This is a genomic window from Martinezella sp. CNPSo 3964, from assembly GCF_057784375.1.
In genome coordinates, this window is record NZ_JBXSOW010000010.1 from 13,724 (window position 1) to 29,834 (window position 16,111).

Sequence of the window (16,111 nt, forward strand, 5' to 3'; positions counted from 1 at the left end):
AAACATATGCGAATACTGGCGCGGAGGTTTGGAGGTCGCCAGTCTTCCTGGGAGGGAAATATGACAGATATCAAGAAGACACCGGCTGGTTCCAAGATTGCCGGACAATCGATAATGCTTGATCGTCGTCAGCTGCTGTTGGGTGCTGCCGGCGCCGCTATCGGCACGGCAACGCTTGGAGTAGCCTCAGGCCTCGGCATCCGCCCGGCACGCGCTGCCGATCGAACGGAAATCAGCTTTGCCAGCGCCAGCTTCTTCGGCAAGGAAGGCCTTGGCGACCTCGTCAAGGCTTTCAACGAGTCGCAAAGCCGCATCACCGTCAAGTTCATCGAACTGCCGCCGCCGAGTTCGTCGACGGAAGTCTATCAGGGCCTCGTCCAGCAGCTCGCCCGCCGTAACGGAACGCCCGACGTCTTCAGCCAGGATGTCATCTGGATTGCAGGCTTTGCCTCCGCCGGCTGGGCGCTGCCGCTTGACGAATATTTCCCGAAAGACAAGCGCGCCGATTATTTCCCGGGCACGGTGGCTGCCTGCACCTATGGCGGCAAGCTGACCGCACTGCCATGGTTCGTCGATTCCGGCATGTTCTACTATCGCAAGGATCTGGTGGAGAAGCATGGCGGCAAGGTGCCGGAAACCTGGGCCGACATGGCTACGATGGCCGCAGAGGCGCAGAAGGCCGGCGACGCCAAGTTCGGTTATCTCTGGCAGGGCAAGCAGGCCGAAGTTCTGGTCTGCGATGCGGTGGAAATCATCGCATCGAACGGCAGCTCCATTCTTTCCGCCGACGGAAAATCCTCTGTCATCGGCGACGATGCCGCCGTTGCCGCGATCCAGTTCCTGTATGACACCATCAACAAGACGAAGATCAGCCCTCAGAACGTGCTTTCCTGGGACGAGGAGCCCTCTCGCCAGCCGTTTACGTCGGGCGAAGCCATGTTCATGCGCAACTGGTCCTATGTCTATCCGATCGCGCAGGACCCGAAAGCCTCGCATGTCGTCGACAAGGTCGCCGTCGCGCCATTGCCGCATTTTGCCGGCGGCAAGAGTTCCGCGTGCCTTGGCGGTTATCAGCTGGGCGTCAATGCCAACTCCAAGAAGCGGGAAGCGGCGATCGAATTCCTGACCTGGATGTCCTCGCCGGAAACCCAGACCCGGCTTGCGCTCAATTTCGGTCTCGCGCCTTCGCGTCCCGCCATCTTCCAGGATGCGAAGCTGAAGGCGGAGCAGCCGTTCATGGCGAGCCTTCAGAGCGTCTTCACCGGGGCCACGCCGCGGCCGATTACGCCGCAATATGCCAAGGTGACGCTGGCATTGCAGTCCAGCATCTCGAAAGCGCTGGTCAGCGGCAACGTCAAGGCGGAACTGCAGGCAGCCGCGGCCCAGATCAACAAGATCGTCGGCTGAAATGGCCATGACGATGACGGTTGCCGTTTCCGAGCAAGCCCCAGGCAAATCGAGGGCGCTGTCAAGCGCCCTCTGGCCCTGGCTGTTGCTGTTACCGGCATTTCTCTCGCTGGCATCGGTATCCTTCTATCCGATCGTCAACGGCATCTATCTGTCCTTCACCAACCGCTCGCTGATCACCCAGGACAATGATTTCATCGGCATCGCCAATTATGTGCAGTTGCTGGCCGACCCACCGTTCTGGAATGCCTGGTGGCACACGATCTGGTTCACTCTCATCTCGACTTTACTCGAGACGTTCATCGGCCTGGCGATGGCGCTGATCCTTTGCGAGACCTTCGCCGGCCGCGGCATGATCCGCGCCGCGATGCTCGTGCCCTGGGCCATGCCGACTGTCGTCACGTCTAAAATGTTCGGCTGGCTCTTCGACGGTCAACACGGCATCATCAATTTCATCCTTCTGCATGCTGGACTGATCGACCAGAACGTCAACTGGTACGGCTCGCCCGATACGGCGCTGACGACGATCATCCTTGCCGATGTATGGAAGACCACGCCATTCATGGCGCTTCTGTTGCTGACGGGACTGCAGACTGTCCCGAAATCGCTGATCGAGGCGGCTCGCATGGATGGGGCAAGAGCCTGGACGATCTTCTGGCATATCCGCCTGCCGCTTCTGATGCCGACGCTGCTGATTGCAGGCCTCTTCCGTGCGCTCGATGCGTTCCGCGTCTTCGACCTGGTCTATGTGCTGACGGGCGGCGGCCCGGCCGATTCCACGGAGACGCTTTCGACGCTTTCCTACAAGGTACTCTTCTCGACGCTTCAGTTCGGCTACGGCTCGGCGGTATCGACCGCCATGTTCATCACCGAGGGACTGATCGCCGTCGGCTTCTGCATCTTCCTCGTGCGCCAGATCAGGAGGACGACATGAACGAAGGTCGCTCAGTCTTCCAGAACATCCTCATCTATCTCGGCGCCCTGTTCATCCTCATCTGGTCCGCCGGCCCGTTCATCTGGCAGTTTTCGACGTCGCTCCAACTCGACAAGGCTCTGACCGAGGGAACGCCTTCGCTCATACCGAACCCGTTCACGCTGGAGCACTACTACAACGCCTTCGTCGAAAAGGGCCTGCATCACTATGTGCTGAATTCGCTCGTCATTTCGCTTGCGACCACAGCACTCTGCTTGATCGTCGGTTCGCTGGCGGCCTTTTCGCTGTCGCGCCTCGATGTGAAGGGCCGTTTCGGCATCCTGACGGTCATCCTTTCGGTATCGATGTTTCCGCAGATCGCGCTTGTCGGACCACTCTATCTCATCGCCTCCGATCTCGGGCTGCTCGACACCTATACGGCGCTGATCATCACCTATCTCGCCCTCGGATTGCCGCTGGTGACCTGGGTCCTGTTCGGCTATTTCGAAACGCTCCCGCGCGAGATCGACGAGGCAGCCCGCATGGACGGCGTCGGACCGGTCGGCCTGCTCTGGCATATCATCCTGCCGATGTCGTTGCCGAGCCTGGTCACGACGGGCCTGCTTGCCTTCATCACCGCCTGGAACGAGTTCCTGTTCGCGCTGGCCTTCACCTCGGACAGCGACAGCCAGACGATCCCGGTCGGCATCGCCAATTTCACCAACCAATATTATGTGCCCTGGGGAGACATCGCCGCCGCATCGGCCGTCGTCACCGTGCCGCTCATCATCTTGGTGCTCTTCTTCCAACGACACATCATCGAAGGCCTCACCCAAGGCGGAATCAAGGAATAAAGGGAATGCGCAAGGACATAAAAGTCGGCTGCCAGACGTTTACATGGGAAATGCTCGGCAATGCCTGGGCGGGAACGGCAGACGACCTGCTCTCGGCCATTTCCGCCGGCGGCTATTCGGGCATCGAAATCACCGACACGATGATCGGCCGCTATGCCGCAGACCCGCATGCCTTTGCAAATGCGTTGAAGGACTACGGCCTGACACTCGTCTCCTTCGCCTTCGGTTCCAAGAGCGGCTTTACGGTGGCCGACGCGATGAAGGATGACTTGGCGACGTCGAAGCGCTGGATCGACTATGCCGCGCATTTTCCGGGAGCACTCGTTTCCATCGGTTCGGCAACAGTCGTGTCCGACGGTCCGCGAGACGGCAAGTTCGCCATTGCTGGCGAGTTCTACAATCGCGCCGGAGAGCTGGGCAAGGCCGCCGGTGTCCAGATCGCCGTGCATCCGAGCTCGCATCACAATACGCTATTGTTCGACCGCGCCGATTACGACCGCATCTTCGCCTTGCTCGACCCGAGCCTGGTCGGCTGGGTGCCGGACACCGGCCATATCCTGCGGGGACATGCCGACATGCTTGACACGATGCGCACCTATCAGGACCGTATCCGCTACCTGCATCTGAAGGATGTCGATGCGCATGACCGATGGGCGATGCTCGGCAAGGGTGTTCTCGATACGCCAGCCGTGATCGATCTCGTCTCGGCAGCCCCACGCTTCAATGGCTGGCTGGTGCTGGAGGAAGAATCCGAGACGGCCGGCGCCGATCCCGCCGCTGCGGTCAAAGCCAATCGCCAAACCATGCGCGGCTACGGCGCATAAGGAACAGAACCATGATCGAAAAGGAAAGTCGCCGTCTTCGCGTCGGAGTGCTCGGCTGCGGGCCGATCGCGCAATTCGCGCATCTGGAATCCTGCGTCAAGGCGCGGAACGCCGATCTCTACGCGATCTGCGATGCGGCGCCCGATCTTCTCGCCCGCATGGGCGCGACCTATGAGCCGCAGAAGATGTACGACGATTACGATGCCATGCTTGCCGATCCGGATCTGGAGGCCGTGATCGTCGCGACATCTGACGCCTATCACGTGCCGATGTCCATAAAGGCACTCGAAGCTGGAAAGCATGTGCTCTGCGAAAAGCCGATCGGCGTATCCGTCGAGGAAGGGCAGCAGCTGGCCGAGGCGGTACGTCGATCGGGCAAGATCCTGCAGGTCGGGCACATGAAGCGCTTCGATCCGGCGCTTGAGGCGGCGCGCGATTTCGTGCGCGACGACATAGGCCAGATCTTTGCAATGAAGGCTTGGTATTGCGACTCCACCCACCGCTACACCAATACGGATGCGGTGCAGCCCCTGCCCGTCACCAGCAAGCTTGCGCGCAAACCATCAGGCAATCCCAAGGCTGATCTCAGGCAATATTTCATGCTGGCGCATGGCTCGCATCTGGTCGACACCGCGCGCTTCTTCTGCGGCGAGATCGTCGCGGTTCGCGCGCGGCTTCTGGAACGCGCCGGCGCCTATTGCTGGTTCGTGGAGACCGAGTTTGCCAATGTTGCCCTCGGGCATCTGGACCTGACGGTTGCCGTGCGTATGGATTGGCACGAGGGTTTCCAGCTTTACGGCGAGAACGGCTCGGTTCTCGCAAAGACCTTCAATCCCTGGTACTTCCGCTCGAGTGAAGTGGAAATCTTCCATGAAAAGGATGCGACGAGCAGAAAGCCGCTCGGTGCGGACGGCCATTTCTTCCGCCGGCAACTGGAGGGGCTTGCCGATACTGCGCTGAACGGCGCGCCGATGCGCGGCGCCAATGTCGAGGACGGCCTTGCCTCCATCCGCGCAATGGTAGCGATCGCCCGATCGGTCGAACGGGGCGAGCGCGTCGAACTCGCATCGGTTTCGGGAGCGGTCTGATGCAGATCGGGATCTTCGCCAAGACCTTTCCCGGAACGGAGCCGCTCGGCGTTCTCTCGGCAGTACGCGACAGCGGTTATGCATGCGCACAGTTCAATCTTGCCTGCTGCGGCCTCCCGTCCATGCCCGATGCCGTTTCGGAAACGACGATCGCAGCGGTTCGTTCGGCCGTAGACGCGACGGGCATCTCGCTTGCCGCCCTGTCGGGTACCTACAACATGGCTCACCCCGAGATCGCCGTGCGCCGGGCAGGCCTTGCCCAGCTCGCCGTCGTCATCGAAGCGGCAGCAGCACTCGCCATTCCGCTGGTGACGCTTTGCACAGGAACGCGCGATCCGAATGATCAATGGGCTCATCATCCCGACAATGGCGATCCTTCGGCCTGGGCCGACATGGCGGCGGAAATGTCGGAGGCTCTGGAGCTGGCTGAGCGGCACGGCGTCGATCTCGGCATCGAGCCGGAGCAGGCCAATATCGTCACCTCGGCAAGCGATGCCCGCCGGCTGATCGGCGAGATGGGATCCCGGCGGCTGCGCATCGTGCTCGATCCTGCCAATCTCTTCGAACAGGCGACGCCGGCGCAAGCAAGGGCGATCGTCGCAGAGGCGATCGAAACCTCGGCCGGTCACATCACCTTGGCCCATGCCAAGGATCGTCATGCCGACGGCCGCTTCGCAACCGCCGGGCAAGGTGTGGTGGATTTTGCCGACTTCATCGCACGGCTGCGCGCCGTGAATTTCGACGGACCGCTCGTGACGCATGGCCTTTCGGCTTCGGAAGCGTCCGGCGTCGCCGGCTTCCTCAAGGCGTTGATCTGATGGAAAAGAAAACGTTCAAGCGCGGCGATGCGGAACTTGCCGTCTATGAGAATAGTCAGGGGCTTCCGGTCGTCTTTCAGCATGGTCTTGGCGGCGATGAGATGCAGGTGGCGCAGAATGTCCCTGCCGCAAATATTCGCCGGCTGACGCTGGAGTGCCGTGGACATGGCGCATCCTCGCTCGGCAATGCGCGGCCCTTTTCGATCCGTATGTTTGCCGAGGACGTTCTGGCCGCGGCGACTGAATGCGGTTTTGACCGCTTCGTCGTCGGCGGTATTTCAATGGGCGCGGCCATTGCCCTGCATCTTGCCCATCATCACCCCCACCGGGTCGCCGGGCTCGTTCTCGTGCGCCCTGCCTGGACCTTCGAGGCATCGCCAGACAATCTCGAGCCGATCCGCACCGTCGCCGCCCTGATCCGTTCGCACCCGATCGAGGAGGCCAAAAGGCGTTTTGTCGCCTCCGAAATAGGGCGACGGATCGCCTCCGAAGCACCGGACAACTTCTCTTCCCTGCTCGGCTATTTCGACAGGCCAGATGCCGTCGCCTTTGCCTCTGTTCTGGCTGATATCGCCGCAGACGGGCCAGATGTTCCGCAGGCAGCTGCCGCCGTCCTTGCCATGCCCACCCTGATCATCGGCAACCGGCAGGACGCGATCCATCCGCTCTCCTGCGCGCAGACACTCACCGATGTCATTCCAGACGCAAGCCTTGTCGAAGTCACCGCCAAGGCTGTCGACAAGATCAGGCATTTTGCCGAAGTCCAAGACGCCATTGCGCATTTTCTAGCATCCAAAACAATCCGGAGCTTTGTTCTATCATGACGTCCAAACCCCTTTCCGGCCCGGCGGCCATCGCAGCGCTTCCCCGCAACAGGCTTCTCGGCGAATTCTCGCTCTGGTCGGCCGACCTTGCCAATATGGAAACCGACCTCAAGCGCATCGAAGCCTATGTCGATCTGCATCACATCGATGTTGCCGACGCGCGCTTTACCCCGGGTTTCCTGTTCTTTCCGGATTTTGTCGCACGCATTGCCAAGTCGACCGCCAAGCCGATCCATGTCCATCTCATGGTCGAGGCCGAAATCGTCGAGGAACAGACGCGCCAATTCATAGAGGCGGGCGCGGATTTGATCAGCGTTCATGCTGAAAACGGCGATGCGGGCTTGCGCGCAATCGCACTTGCCAAGGAGCTGGGTGCCGAAGCTGGCGTGGTGCTACGACTGGAGACGCCCGTATCGGCGATCGAGCCTTTCATCGATCATGTCGCCTTCGTCACGCTGCTTGGAACCTCGATCGGCGTCAAAGGACAAAGCCTTTCCGAAAAGGCATGCGACCGATTGGTCGAAGCGCGCTCCCTCCTGAGAAAAGCCGGCCGCGAGGATCAGATCATACTCGCCGCCGATGGAGGCATTCGCGAGCAGACGGTGCCGCTTCTGCGCCAGGCCGGAGCACAGACGGTGGTTCTCGGGTCGCTGGCATTCGGCGACAAGAACCTTGGCGACCGTATTGCCTGGCTGCATGGGTTGGAGAGCCGAATTTCGTGAAAAAGGTCGCTCTTGCATTCGATCTCGGTGGAACGGAGCTTCGCGCTGCGCTTATCGATGATGCCGGATGCCTTCTGGCGTTCTCGTCGCTGTCGACGGACGCGGCCGGAGGCCCGGCCGCCGTCATCCGGCAGATCGAACTGCTGGCCGAAACGGTGCTGACGGAAACGCCCGATCTTTCTCCAATCGGGATCGGGATCGGCGCGCCTGGCCCGCTCGATCCGGACGCCGGTGTTGTCATTGCCGCTCCGACCCTGGTCGGATGGCATGAAGTTCCGCTGGCGGACATTCTCCACAGCCACTTCCAGCTGCCCGTACGGCTTGAAAACGATGCAAACGCGGCAGCGCTTGGCGAATGGCGATATGGCGCCGGCCGTGGGGCGGGATCGATGGTGTTCGTCACAGTATCGACTGGTATCGGCGGTGGCGTGATTGCCGACGGCCGGATTCTGCACGGCAGACGTGGCCTCGCTGCCGAGATCGGCCACATGACGATCACGAGCGAGGGCGAACGTTGTTTTTGCGGGGCAGTCGGCTGCTTTGAGGCAGTCGCCTCCGGCACGGCGCTCGGCAGGCGTGCAACCACCCGTACCAGACCGTCAGACGGATCGGTACTGCGCTCGCTCGCCGCCGATGCCGACGTCACCGGGCGGCATGTCGTCGAAGCCGCGCGAAAGGGCGACACGGAAGCCCTGGAGCTGCTGAATGCCGAGGCGCGGTGGCTCGGGATCGGCTTTACAAATCTGCTCCACCTCTATTCCCCCGACGTGCTTGTCATGGGCGGCGGAATTTCACATGGCTTCGATCTTCTGCATGATCAAATGGTGGCGACGGTTCGCGAGCGCGCCATGCCCGCCTATCGCAACGTGCCGATCGTTGCCGCACAGCTCGGGCGCCATGCCGGTCTGATCGGGGCCGCCAGCCTCATCTTCGATGGCTACGGCAAAGCTGACTTCGAGCCGATGAGCCCTAAAAGCACGGACAAACCTGGTACGTCTGTATCTGCCGGTAAAAAGGAGGCCAGCAATGGCTAATCTCAAACTCCGCGACGCCCGTAAGTCCTACGGCGCACTTGAGGTGATCAAGGGCATCGATCTGGATGTCGACGACCGTGAATTCGTCGTTTTCGTCGGCCCCTCCGGCTGCGGCAAGTCCACGCTTCTGCGCATGATCGCCGGTCTCGAGAAAATAACGGGCGGCGATCTCATGATCGACGGCAAGCGCTCGAACGATATCGATCCGTCGCAACGCGGGCTGGCAATGGTGTTCCAATCCTACGCGCTCTACCCGCATATGACTGTCGCCGACAACATGGGTTTTGCGCTCAGAATCGCCGGCGTCTCGACAGACGAGCGCGATCAGAAGGTCAAAGAAGCGGCAAAGATTCTGGAATTGACGCATCTGCTCGACCGCCGGCCGAAAGATCTGTCGGGTGGCCAGCGGCAACGCGTTGCCATCGGCCGTGCGATCGTTCGAAATCCGAAGATATTCCTGTTCGACGAACCGCTTTCCAATCTCGACGCAGCGCTGCGCGTCAACATGCGGCTGGAGCTGATGCGCCTGCACGACGAACTGGCCGCAACCATGATCTACGTCACCCACGACCAGATCGAGGCAATGACCATGGCCGACAAGATTGTCGTCTTGAACGGCGGCCGGATCGAGCAGGTCGGCTCGCCGCTGGCGCTTTACAATACCCCCGCAAACATCTTCGTGGCCGGCTTCATCGGTTCGCCGAAGATGAATTTGCTGCCGGCAACGGCTGAGACCATCGGCCCAGATGGCATATCCGTGGCATTGGGCGGCGGAAGCACCATGACCGTTCCAGTCTTTTCCGAAAAGGTGAAGGTAGGTTCAAAACTGACGCTTGGAATCCGCCCCGAACATATCCGTATCGGCCAAGGCGATCAGTTTACAGGACAGGTCGTGCTTGCAGAGCGGCTTGGGGGCCTGACGATCTTTCACGTCGCTACCGCATCGGGTCATTCTCTTGTCGTCCAGACAGAAGGCGCCGACACCACCCCACTCCATACACCGATCTCACTCCATATCGATCCGGGCATGTGTCATCTCTTCGACGATGAGGGAAAATCGCTCGCCAAGCTGAATTGACGATCGCACGAGGTCATCCTATCCCTTGGGGCAGAAAATGGTTGCCGGACATATCCTCGGACGGATTGTAACTGTTTAGGCGGTTCCCACATGCCTTCCAACCTGCCACGAAGTCCCGATCTCGCGAATGAATTCGGGAAGCGCCATCAGCTGGCAACGTTATCGGCTGACGATGACGCCGTAACTCTCAAGCATCTGGCTCGGTGCCAACATGCTCAGGCCACTCGCCGCCGTGCATTCTTGAACTGTGTCGCGGTGGAGACCCTTGGGGCATGAGCAGCGCTGGCCTCATTGCTCTCGATAACGGTTGTCGTGGTGCGGCCGCAGGTTTGCTGCTGATGATGACCGCCGTTTTTCTGCGCCATCGCCCCGCAGAATTCATTCGCCCCGCCCTGGCTGCGGCCGGTTCCGCCTCTGCGATTATCGACGCACCGGGCTTGCCGTCGGAGTGGCATTGGGCAAGGCTGCCACTCATCGCACTGTCATCGAGCGGCTCGATCGCCTTCTGGCTCTGGGCACGGGTGGTTTTCGACGACGATTTTGTCTTCCGGCCCTGGCATCGCAACGTCTGGATCGCCCTGGTCGGCCTGACGCTGATTGCTTCCTATGGCATCGTATCGGCTTCTGCAGCCTCGGCGATCAATCGGGTTCTTACGGTCGCCAATCTCAGCTTCGGGGTGCTCGCAATGATGCAGACGATTGCGAGCTGGCGAATGGATTTGGTTGCCGGGCGACGACGGTTGCGCGTCGCCGTGCTGATGGGAACGCTGACCTATATCGCGTTCAATGCGATCGCCAATCTCTCCTCTGTCGCCATCCTGACATGGTCCGCCTCGGCGCGAAACCTCGCCAACGGGATTAGTCTTTGCTTGTTGGCGGCGCTTGCCGGCTGGAGCGTGTTCCGCACGGCCTCGCCCGATCAAGCCGTTATCTCCGAACGGGCAGCTACATCCGTCGACAGGCCCTCTTCCGCTCCGATCGAAACGGAAGGCAGCCCAGGAATTGAACCGACACTTCTCGCTCGCCTGGAGCGCCTGATGACGACCGAGCGCATATATCGTCGCGAAGGGCTGACCATCGGCTCTCTTGCCGCATTTATGAGCCTGCCGGAATATCGCTTGCGTCAAATTATCAACGAAGGTCTTGGCTACCGCAATTTCAACGCCTTTCTCAACCGGTATCGGATCGATGAAGCCAAGGTGGCTCTGGCCGATCCCAGCCAAAAGGACGTGTCGATCCTGACGGTCGCCATGGATGCCGGCTTCCAGTCGCTCGGCCCGTTCAACCGAGCCTTTAAGGCAGAAACAGGCCTGACGCCGACCGAATTTCGCCGTCAAATCCTCACCCAGCCGACGGCGAAACAGCCGGATGCAGCAAGGAATGTTATAATCGGCAAGCCGCGGTGAGAAATCGGCAAGTCATTTTCCAATTTTCGGCGAGAATGCGCGGGCTCCGCGCGGCATAGTCTCCATAAGATAGGAGACCGCCATGAACGTACCAATCAAAGAACGTTTCGTCTTGAGTGCGATGTTGAGCCTGTGCGCTCTGCTCGCCTTCGCTCACTTCAAGCCTGCTCGGGCGCAGGACACGAATAATTCGGTATGGCCGACCAAAGAATGGCTGACATCAACGCCGGAAGAGCAGGGCATGGATTCCGCCGCACTCGCCAAGCTTGTCGCCTATGGGGAAAGTCACAATTTTGACAGCCTCCTCGTCGTGCGTCACGGGCACATTGTCACTGAAGCCTATTATGCGCCCTATACTGGGGATGTTCCGCACGAGATATTTTCCTCCACAAAGGCGGTTACCGGCACGCTTCTCGGCATGGCCTATAAGGACGGCCTGCTCGACCGTCTCGATCATCCCGTACTCGACTTCTTCGCCGACCGGCACATTGCCAATGTGGACGACAGAAAGAAGGCGATCACGATTCAAAACCTTCTGGACATGACGTCCGGCCTCGATTGGGATCAGGGGTTTGAGGGCGGTACGCAGCAAACAATGCAGGATATGTACCGGGCGTCCAATTTGACCCAATTCATTCTTGATCGCCCCATGGCCCATCCGCCAGGAGAAGTTTTCAACTATAGCAACGGCAACCCGGATCTCGTTTCCGCGATCATCACCCGGCTTACCGGCAAGCCCGAGGAGGATTATGCGCGCGAAAAGCTCTTCGCTCCCCTAGGCATTACCGATTTGCATTGGGACCGCGATCCCCAAGGTCTGACAATCGGAGACGGGATGCTGTTCTTGCTGCCGCGCGACATGGCAAAATTCGGCTATCTGTATTTGCATCATGGCGAGTGGGAGGGAAGGCAACTTCTTCCAGCCGGCTGGGCGGATGTTTTGAACCACAGGATCGTAAATACGCATGCATCATACGATCCCAGCCAGAGCTACTCGAACTTCTTCTGGATATTGCCCGAACGGCACGTTTACATGGCGAACGGCAAGGATGGTCAGAATATAGCGGTGTTTCCCGATCTGGATATCGTGGTTGTGACGACCGCCAGAAAATATGTCCCGCTCCGCAATCTGGCTGATAATGTTTCCTCGGCGGTCAAATCCGAATCTGCGCTTCCCCCAAACCCGAACGCGGCCGAGCAGCTTGCCAGTATCACCAAAGATGCTGCGGTTGAGAAACCAACAGCCGTTGGCCCAACCCCGGAGATGGCCTCCACCAGTTCCGGAAAAACCTATAAATTTCCCGACAACGATCTGGAATTAAGGTCACTTACCCTATTTCTGACCGGCCCTCATCCGCATCTCGAATATGAACAGTATTTGCGTTATCCGGCGGGCTCTTCAATCGCGCAAGGCGTACCGATCGGACTTGACGGGCTCTATCGCAAAGGCCAGCCCGCGCTTTCCGGCCACTACCCGGGCCACATCCCCGCCGCCAAAGGGAGGTGGTCGGATGGGCATACATTCGTGATCGACATGCAAGACATAGGATACGGCACGCAGATCAAATATGTCCTGTCGCTCAACGGTGACAAGCTCAATATCAGCCGTATCGATGAGGAAGGCTGGAAACTGTCCGCCGACGGTAAACGGGATGATTGACTGGCGTCCATCCACCCCTGCAGTGCCCAGCGTGACGTTGCCGATCGAAACACGCTTGACCCACAATTTTCGACCGATAGAAATGAACTGAGGCTTTGCAACCAATATCGTTGGTCAAGAAAGCTGGCTGGAGCCGCCGCTTCCCAGACCCTATCCTGTCTTTCAGAAAAGACCGACGATGATGACCTCGAGAATTCTGCAGCTTGTCTTCGTTTTACTATGCCTGGGTGCTTTGAACGGATCGCACGCCATGGCACAGGAAGCCGTGTCTCCCCTGGCGGGCAGCTTTGCCGACTTATGCGCCGCCGACAGCGAGCATCCATCGAAGCTCTGGCGGATCAGCAGCAGGCTGGATCCTGCCTCATGGAGATCGCGTATCGTTTGCGATCTCTCCTCCCCTTCCAGGCCGATATTGCGTATCACGGTGCATCCAGGTGACGCCCCGGACCAGAGTGTCGGCGATGCGCCGACGGAACGGGTAGAAATCCAGATCAGGAAAGAGGTCATCAAATTCGATGAGCCGACTTGGTATCATTTTGCCTTTCGGCTCGAAGCCCCCTGGCGGGGGCTTGGCAACCGCACCGTCATCCATCAGGTAAAGCAAAACATCCCAACGGAAGAGACGAAACCTCTTGGAGCTTGCCAGGCGGCAAATCCGCTATTCAAAATCGAGGCCATACCGACGGAAACAGGGGCGAACTTCGTTGCCAAGGTGCGCGGAAGCGCCGACTGCAACGCCGGTGAGTCCAAGATAATCTGCGGTCCCTGGCACCTGAATGTGGGTGACTGGAACGATGTGAATGTGATGCTGAAGCCGAGCTTGCAGGAGGGAGCAAGCTCTCTGCAGGTCCATCTCAACGGACGCGCCTGCGACACTTCCTATACGGGGCGCCTCGGCTTTCTCGATCACGGTATGCGCCATCAAGACGGCCGTCCGTTCATCGACGTTCAACCGCGCTTTGGGATCTACAGGGACACTTTGCCCGATATCGTGCAGTCAATCGACTTCGCAGATATCCAGTTCTGGTCGACGGATCCTTCCAGTGATCCCGCTTGGTCGAAACTGGCAATATCCACCAAGTAATCATCCGGTGCCGTTTCGTTCGGCCAGAGCCAGGCGGGTTCGACAAACTGGTAGAGGAGGTTATTCCAACGAACAGTGTCCCGCTCGATAACCGGTCAGGCCGTCTTCGGTAGACGCCAGCTGCGAGAATCTTTTCGGGTCGATGACAGAAACGCGCCGTGCGGCCTCCCGTTTACGCATCGCGTATCGGTAGCAGCACCTCAAAAACAGGTCGGAAAAACACGACTTTCGATCGCCGCTGCCACAATTACGCCCGCCGTTTCCGGAATTGTCTGCGGCACGCATACCCCGTCGACACGGGGCGCAATCCGATGCGTTCTTCGGGAAGTATGGTTATCACATGAAGACTACGAAATTTGTTCTTTTGCCCGCTCTGGCTTTACTGATGGCAAGCACTGCTGCGCATGCGCAGGAATGGAGATATCTGCCGGATTACGGCGATGACCTGGACGGCGGCTATGTTGCTCCACGCTATTTGCGAGAGGCGCCGCGACGCTATCGCGACGATCCGCGTCTCGACGATGGCTATTACTATCGGGGTGACCCCTATAACTATAACGACGATGAAGACAGTGATTATCCGCCAGCTCCTCGTCCGCGGCGGCAGGCTTCGATCGATCGGAATGCGGTGTCTCCCCAGTTCAGTCCGGGCCTCAAGGATGACAAGCGGGCCAGTCTGGCGCAGTCGCCGATCCCGCGTACGGTCGTGCGCTTCTCTGGCTACGACCCCGGCACCATCGTCATCTCCACCAAGGAAAAGCGCCTCTATCTCGTGCTCGACGACGGAACTGCCCTCAAATACGGCATCGGTGTCGGCAAGCAAGGTTTCTCCTGGAAGGGCACGGAGACGATCAGCCGCAAGGCGGAGTGGCCCGGTTGGACGCCGCCCAAGGAAATGATCGCTCGCCGCCCAGAATTGCCTGACCACATGGAGGGCGGCCTCAATAACCCTCTTGGAGCAAGAGCGCTCTATCTCGGTTCCACCCTCTATCGCATCCACGGCACCAACGAGCCGAACTCGATCGGCAAGGCGGTGTCTTCCGGCTGCATCCGCATGGCAAATCCGGATGTCATGGATCTCTATGGCCGGGTCGGCGTGGGAACAAAGGTCGTCGTGCTCTGATCGCGGCCAGGGCTGCCAGGCAGGGCCGAAAGCAGTCATCATTTGACTGAGAGAAATCGCGGCGACCGGGTTCTAAACTGCTGGCCTCTCAATTTGCGTCATGGCGGAAACGACGACGTCGAGAGAGGAGCAGGTGACAAGATCATTCAGCGCCATGTCCGCCGCAGCTCCGCTACGCGCGAAGCCATTCGCCTGCTGAATGAGGCCTGCCAACATGGGCAGGCCAGATCGAAAGAGCACTATAAATGAACAAAGCGTCGTAAAACTTCCCGTGAAACAGCGCTTTGTTTCATGCAAAGATCACAGCCTAACCATCTGCAATCTTGAATTCATTGGCACTATCCATTGAACGGGAGACATCAGCTTGGGAGGCTTCTGCTCCGTTGAAGAATTCCTGCAGGAGACGCGATATGCGCTCTGGCGATGTACCCTTGGCATATTCTTCCTGCATCCGGCGTCTGACTAGCATTTCCAAGACTGACATGTCTTTCACCTCATAATTCCGGCGCGAGGCAAATGTCGCTCTCAATGGCGCGGGAGGCAAGTTACAGTTTTTTCATGGTCTTGATGGCCTGGCGACAAGACTTCTGGCCTTTTGCCGCCACCTCATGCCGGAGACGGTGCTGACCGAAGCGTGATCGATCTTTCGCTTGCCAAATGGCGACGCATCGTAGATTTGAAAGCGGCCAATCGGTCGGTTGTTTGCGCTTCGTTAACCTGCGTGCTTTAGCGGGCCACACCCCGACTATTGGATGATGTCGCCTGCAAGGAATGAATAATGCCCATAAAGAAAAGCTCTGCCTCTGACGTTTTCCAGCGCAAGATCTCGGATTTTTGCGATATGCGGCTCAAGCCGCTGCTTCAGCCGCGTAGCTTCGAGAATATCAAAGGCTTCATGATCGGCCTGATCGTTTTCCAGTCGCGTCCCCCTCTTCGGGCAGGACGTGTGGATTTCCAGGAAATTGCCTCGCTCTGCGGCATGGATGAGGAAATGAGCCCGGAATTCAAGCGGGCTGCCCAGCCCGGCTTCGACGCGATTCTTCGCTGGCTGGGAGCTGCGAAGGCCAATACGGCCCGCATTTCACCTGCCGTCTCTCCCGTCGTCGCGAAGGCCCCTCTGCGGGTTCCCGGTAAAGCCATGCCGGCACAGACCGAACGTCGTGCTCTAGCCTCCTAATACGAACTGCATACCGGCCCGTATCAGCGGACCGGTATGCCCTTTGCCCGCCTCGACAGATCGCAAAAACCTGTACAGTATAATACCAGTCTCGAACGA

16 protein-coding genes are annotated in these 16,111 nt (G+C 59.2%); 15 read left to right on the forward strand and 1 reads right to left on the reverse strand.

Annotated elements, in window-relative coordinates; translation table 11 throughout:
- Positions 1-60: 60 nt before the first annotated feature.
- The 14 genes from AC13Q5_RS26225 to AC13Q5_RS26290 all read left to right on the forward strand — a co-directional run bounded on the left by AC13Q5_RS26225 (position 61) and on the right by AC13Q5_RS26290 (position 14,835).
- Complete coding sequence (locus tag AC13Q5_RS26225; RefSeq protein ID WP_488503677.1) at positions 61-1,407, forward strand: ABC transporter substrate-binding protein; 1,347 nt, start codon at positions 61-63, stop codon at positions 1,405-1,407.
- A 7-nt stretch (positions 1,408-1,414) separates the two neighbouring features.
- On the forward strand, positions 1,415-2,341 hold the full coding sequence (locus AC13Q5_RS26230) for a carbohydrate ABC transporter permease (RefSeq protein ID WP_488503678.1): 927 nt from the start codon (positions 1,415-1,417) through the stop codon (positions 2,339-2,341).
- Positions 2,338-3,174, forward strand: a complete 837-nt coding sequence (locus AC13Q5_RS26235) for a carbohydrate ABC transporter permease (protein ID WP_488503679.1) — start codon at positions 2,338-2,340, stop codon at positions 3,172-3,174. Before AC13Q5_RS26230 ends, AC13Q5_RS26235 begins: the two co-directional genes overlap by 4 nt.
- Positions 3,175-3,179: 5 nt before the next feature.
- Positions 3,180-3,998, forward strand: a complete 819-nt coding sequence (locus AC13Q5_RS26240; RefSeq protein WP_488503680.1) for a sugar phosphate isomerase/epimerase family protein — start codon at positions 3,180-3,182, stop codon at positions 3,996-3,998.
- 11 nt (positions 3,999-4,009) lie between these two features.
- The gene (locus AC13Q5_RS26245) at positions 4,010-5,086 is read left to right on the forward strand and encodes a Gfo/Idh/MocA family protein (RefSeq protein ID WP_488503681.1); all 1,077 of its coding nucleotides are present in this window, start codon (positions 4,010-4,012) and stop codon (positions 5,084-5,086) included.
- A complete protein-coding gene (locus tag AC13Q5_RS26250) occupies positions 5,086-5,904 on the forward strand; it encodes a sugar phosphate isomerase/epimerase family protein (protein WP_488503682.1) in 819 nt (272 codons plus the stop codon). Before AC13Q5_RS26245 ends, AC13Q5_RS26250 begins: the two co-directional genes overlap by 1 nt.
- A complete protein-coding gene (locus tag AC13Q5_RS26255; protein ID WP_488503683.1) occupies positions 5,904-6,728 on the forward strand; it encodes an alpha/beta fold hydrolase in 825 nt (274 codons plus the stop codon). Before AC13Q5_RS26250 ends, AC13Q5_RS26255 begins: the two co-directional genes overlap by 1 nt.
- A complete protein-coding gene (locus tag AC13Q5_RS26260) occupies positions 6,725-7,450 on the forward strand; it encodes a ribulose-phosphate 3-epimerase (protein ID WP_488503684.1) in 726 nt (241 codons plus the stop codon). Before AC13Q5_RS26255 ends, AC13Q5_RS26260 begins: the two co-directional genes overlap by 4 nt.
- Positions 7,447-8,484 (forward strand): ROK family protein, encoded by a 1,038-nt coding sequence (locus AC13Q5_RS26265; protein WP_488503685.1) that lies wholly within the window; start codon positions 7,447-7,449, stop codon positions 8,482-8,484. Before AC13Q5_RS26260 ends, AC13Q5_RS26265 begins: the two co-directional genes overlap by 4 nt.
- On the forward strand, positions 8,477-9,562 hold the full coding sequence (locus tag AC13Q5_RS26270; protein WP_075853210.1) for an ABC transporter ATP-binding protein: 1,086 nt from the start codon (positions 8,477-8,479) through the stop codon (positions 9,560-9,562). Before AC13Q5_RS26265 ends, AC13Q5_RS26270 begins: the two co-directional genes overlap by 8 nt.
- A 272-nt stretch (positions 9,563-9,834) precedes the next feature.
- Entirely contained in the window at positions 9,835-10,968 is a 1,134-nt protein-coding gene (locus AC13Q5_RS26275) for a helix-turn-helix domain-containing protein (protein WP_488503686.1), read from the forward strand.
- Positions 10,969-11,050: 82 nt separating this feature from the next.
- The gene (locus AC13Q5_RS26280; RefSeq protein WP_488503687.1) at positions 11,051-12,628 is read left to right on the forward strand and encodes a serine hydrolase domain-containing protein; all 1,578 of its coding nucleotides are present in this window, start codon (positions 11,051-11,053) and stop codon (positions 12,626-12,628) included.
- A gap of 250 nt (positions 12,629-12,878) precedes the next feature.
- Positions 12,879-13,712, forward strand: coding sequence for a heparin lyase I family protein (locus tag AC13Q5_RS26285; RefSeq protein WP_488503688.1), 834 nt, complete (start codon positions 12,879-12,881; stop codon positions 13,710-13,712).
- A gap of 385 nt (positions 13,713-14,097) precedes the next feature.
- The gene (locus AC13Q5_RS26290) at positions 14,098-14,835 is read left to right on the forward strand and encodes a L,D-transpeptidase (protein ID WP_488503689.1); all 738 of its coding nucleotides are present in this window, start codon (positions 14,098-14,100) and stop codon (positions 14,833-14,835) included.
- Positions 14,836-15,142: 307 nt separating this feature from the next.
- Here the strand turns inward: AC13Q5_RS26290 and AC13Q5_RS26295 are convergent, their stop codons facing one another.
- Entirely contained in the window at positions 15,143-15,319 is a 177-nt protein-coding gene (locus AC13Q5_RS26295) for a hypothetical protein (RefSeq protein ID WP_167459824.1), read from the reverse strand.
- Between the two features lie 294 nt (positions 15,320-15,613).
- Between AC13Q5_RS26295 and AC13Q5_RS26300 the strand changes: the two genes are divergently transcribed.
- Positions 15,614-16,012, forward strand: coding sequence for a hypothetical protein (locus AC13Q5_RS26300; protein WP_075853206.1), 399 nt, complete (start codon positions 15,614-15,616; stop codon positions 16,010-16,012).
- The last annotated feature ends 99 nt before the right edge of the window (positions 16,013-16,111 follow it).

What these genes read in the sequence shown, in the direction of transcription:
- AC13Q5_RS26225 (WP_488503677.1), top strand. Translation starts at nt 61, where the DNA reads ATGACAGATATCAAGAAGACACCGGCTGGTTCCAAGATTGCCGGACAA.
- AC13Q5_RS26230 (WP_488503678.1), top strand. Translation starts at nt 1,415, where the DNA reads ATGACGATGACGGTTGCCGTTTCCGAGCAAGCCCCAGGCAAATCGAGG.
- AC13Q5_RS26235 (WP_488503679.1), top strand. Translation starts at nt 2,338, where the DNA reads ATGAACGAAGGTCGCTCAGTCTTCCAGAACATCCTCATCTATCTCGGC.
- AC13Q5_RS26240 (WP_488503680.1), top strand. Translation starts at nt 3,180, where the DNA reads ATGCGCAAGGACATAAAAGTCGGCTGCCAGACGTTTACATGGGAAATG.
- AC13Q5_RS26245 (WP_488503681.1), top strand. Translation starts at nt 4,010, where the DNA reads ATGATCGAAAAGGAAAGTCGCCGTCTTCGCGTCGGAGTGCTCGGCTGC.
- AC13Q5_RS26250 (WP_488503682.1), top strand. Translation starts at nt 5,086, where the DNA reads ATGCAGATCGGGATCTTCGCCAAGACCTTTCCCGGAACGGAGCCGCTC.
- AC13Q5_RS26255 (WP_488503683.1), top strand. Translation starts at nt 5,904, where the DNA reads ATGGAAAAGAAAACGTTCAAGCGCGGCGATGCGGAACTTGCCGTCTAT.
- AC13Q5_RS26260 (WP_488503684.1), top strand. Translation starts at nt 6,725, where the DNA reads ATGACGTCCAAACCCCTTTCCGGCCCGGCGGCCATCGCAGCGCTTCCC.
- AC13Q5_RS26270 (WP_075853210.1), top strand. Translation starts at nt 8,477, where the DNA reads ATGGCTAATCTCAAACTCCGCGACGCCCGTAAGTCCTACGGCGCACTT.
- AC13Q5_RS26275 (WP_488503686.1), top strand. Translation starts at nt 9,835, where the DNA reads ATGAGCAGCGCTGGCCTCATTGCTCTCGATAACGGTTGTCGTGGTGCG.
- AC13Q5_RS26280 (WP_488503687.1), top strand. Translation starts at nt 11,051, where the DNA reads ATGAACGTACCAATCAAAGAACGTTTCGTCTTGAGTGCGATGTTGAGC.
- AC13Q5_RS26285 (WP_488503688.1), top strand. Translation starts at nt 12,879, where the DNA reads ATGGCACAGGAAGCCGTGTCTCCCCTGGCGGGCAGCTTTGCCGACTTA.
- AC13Q5_RS26290 (WP_488503689.1), top strand. Translation starts at nt 14,098, where the DNA reads ATGGCAAGCACTGCTGCGCATGCGCAGGAATGGAGATATCTGCCGGAT.
- AC13Q5_RS26295 (WP_167459824.1), bottom strand. Translation starts at nt 15,319, where the DNA reads ATGTCAGTCTTGGAAATGCTAGTCAGACGCCGGATGCAGGAAGAATAT.
- AC13Q5_RS26300 (WP_075853206.1), top strand. Translation starts at nt 15,614, where the DNA reads ATGCCCATAAAGAAAAGCTCTGCCTCTGACGTTTTCCAGCGCAAGATC.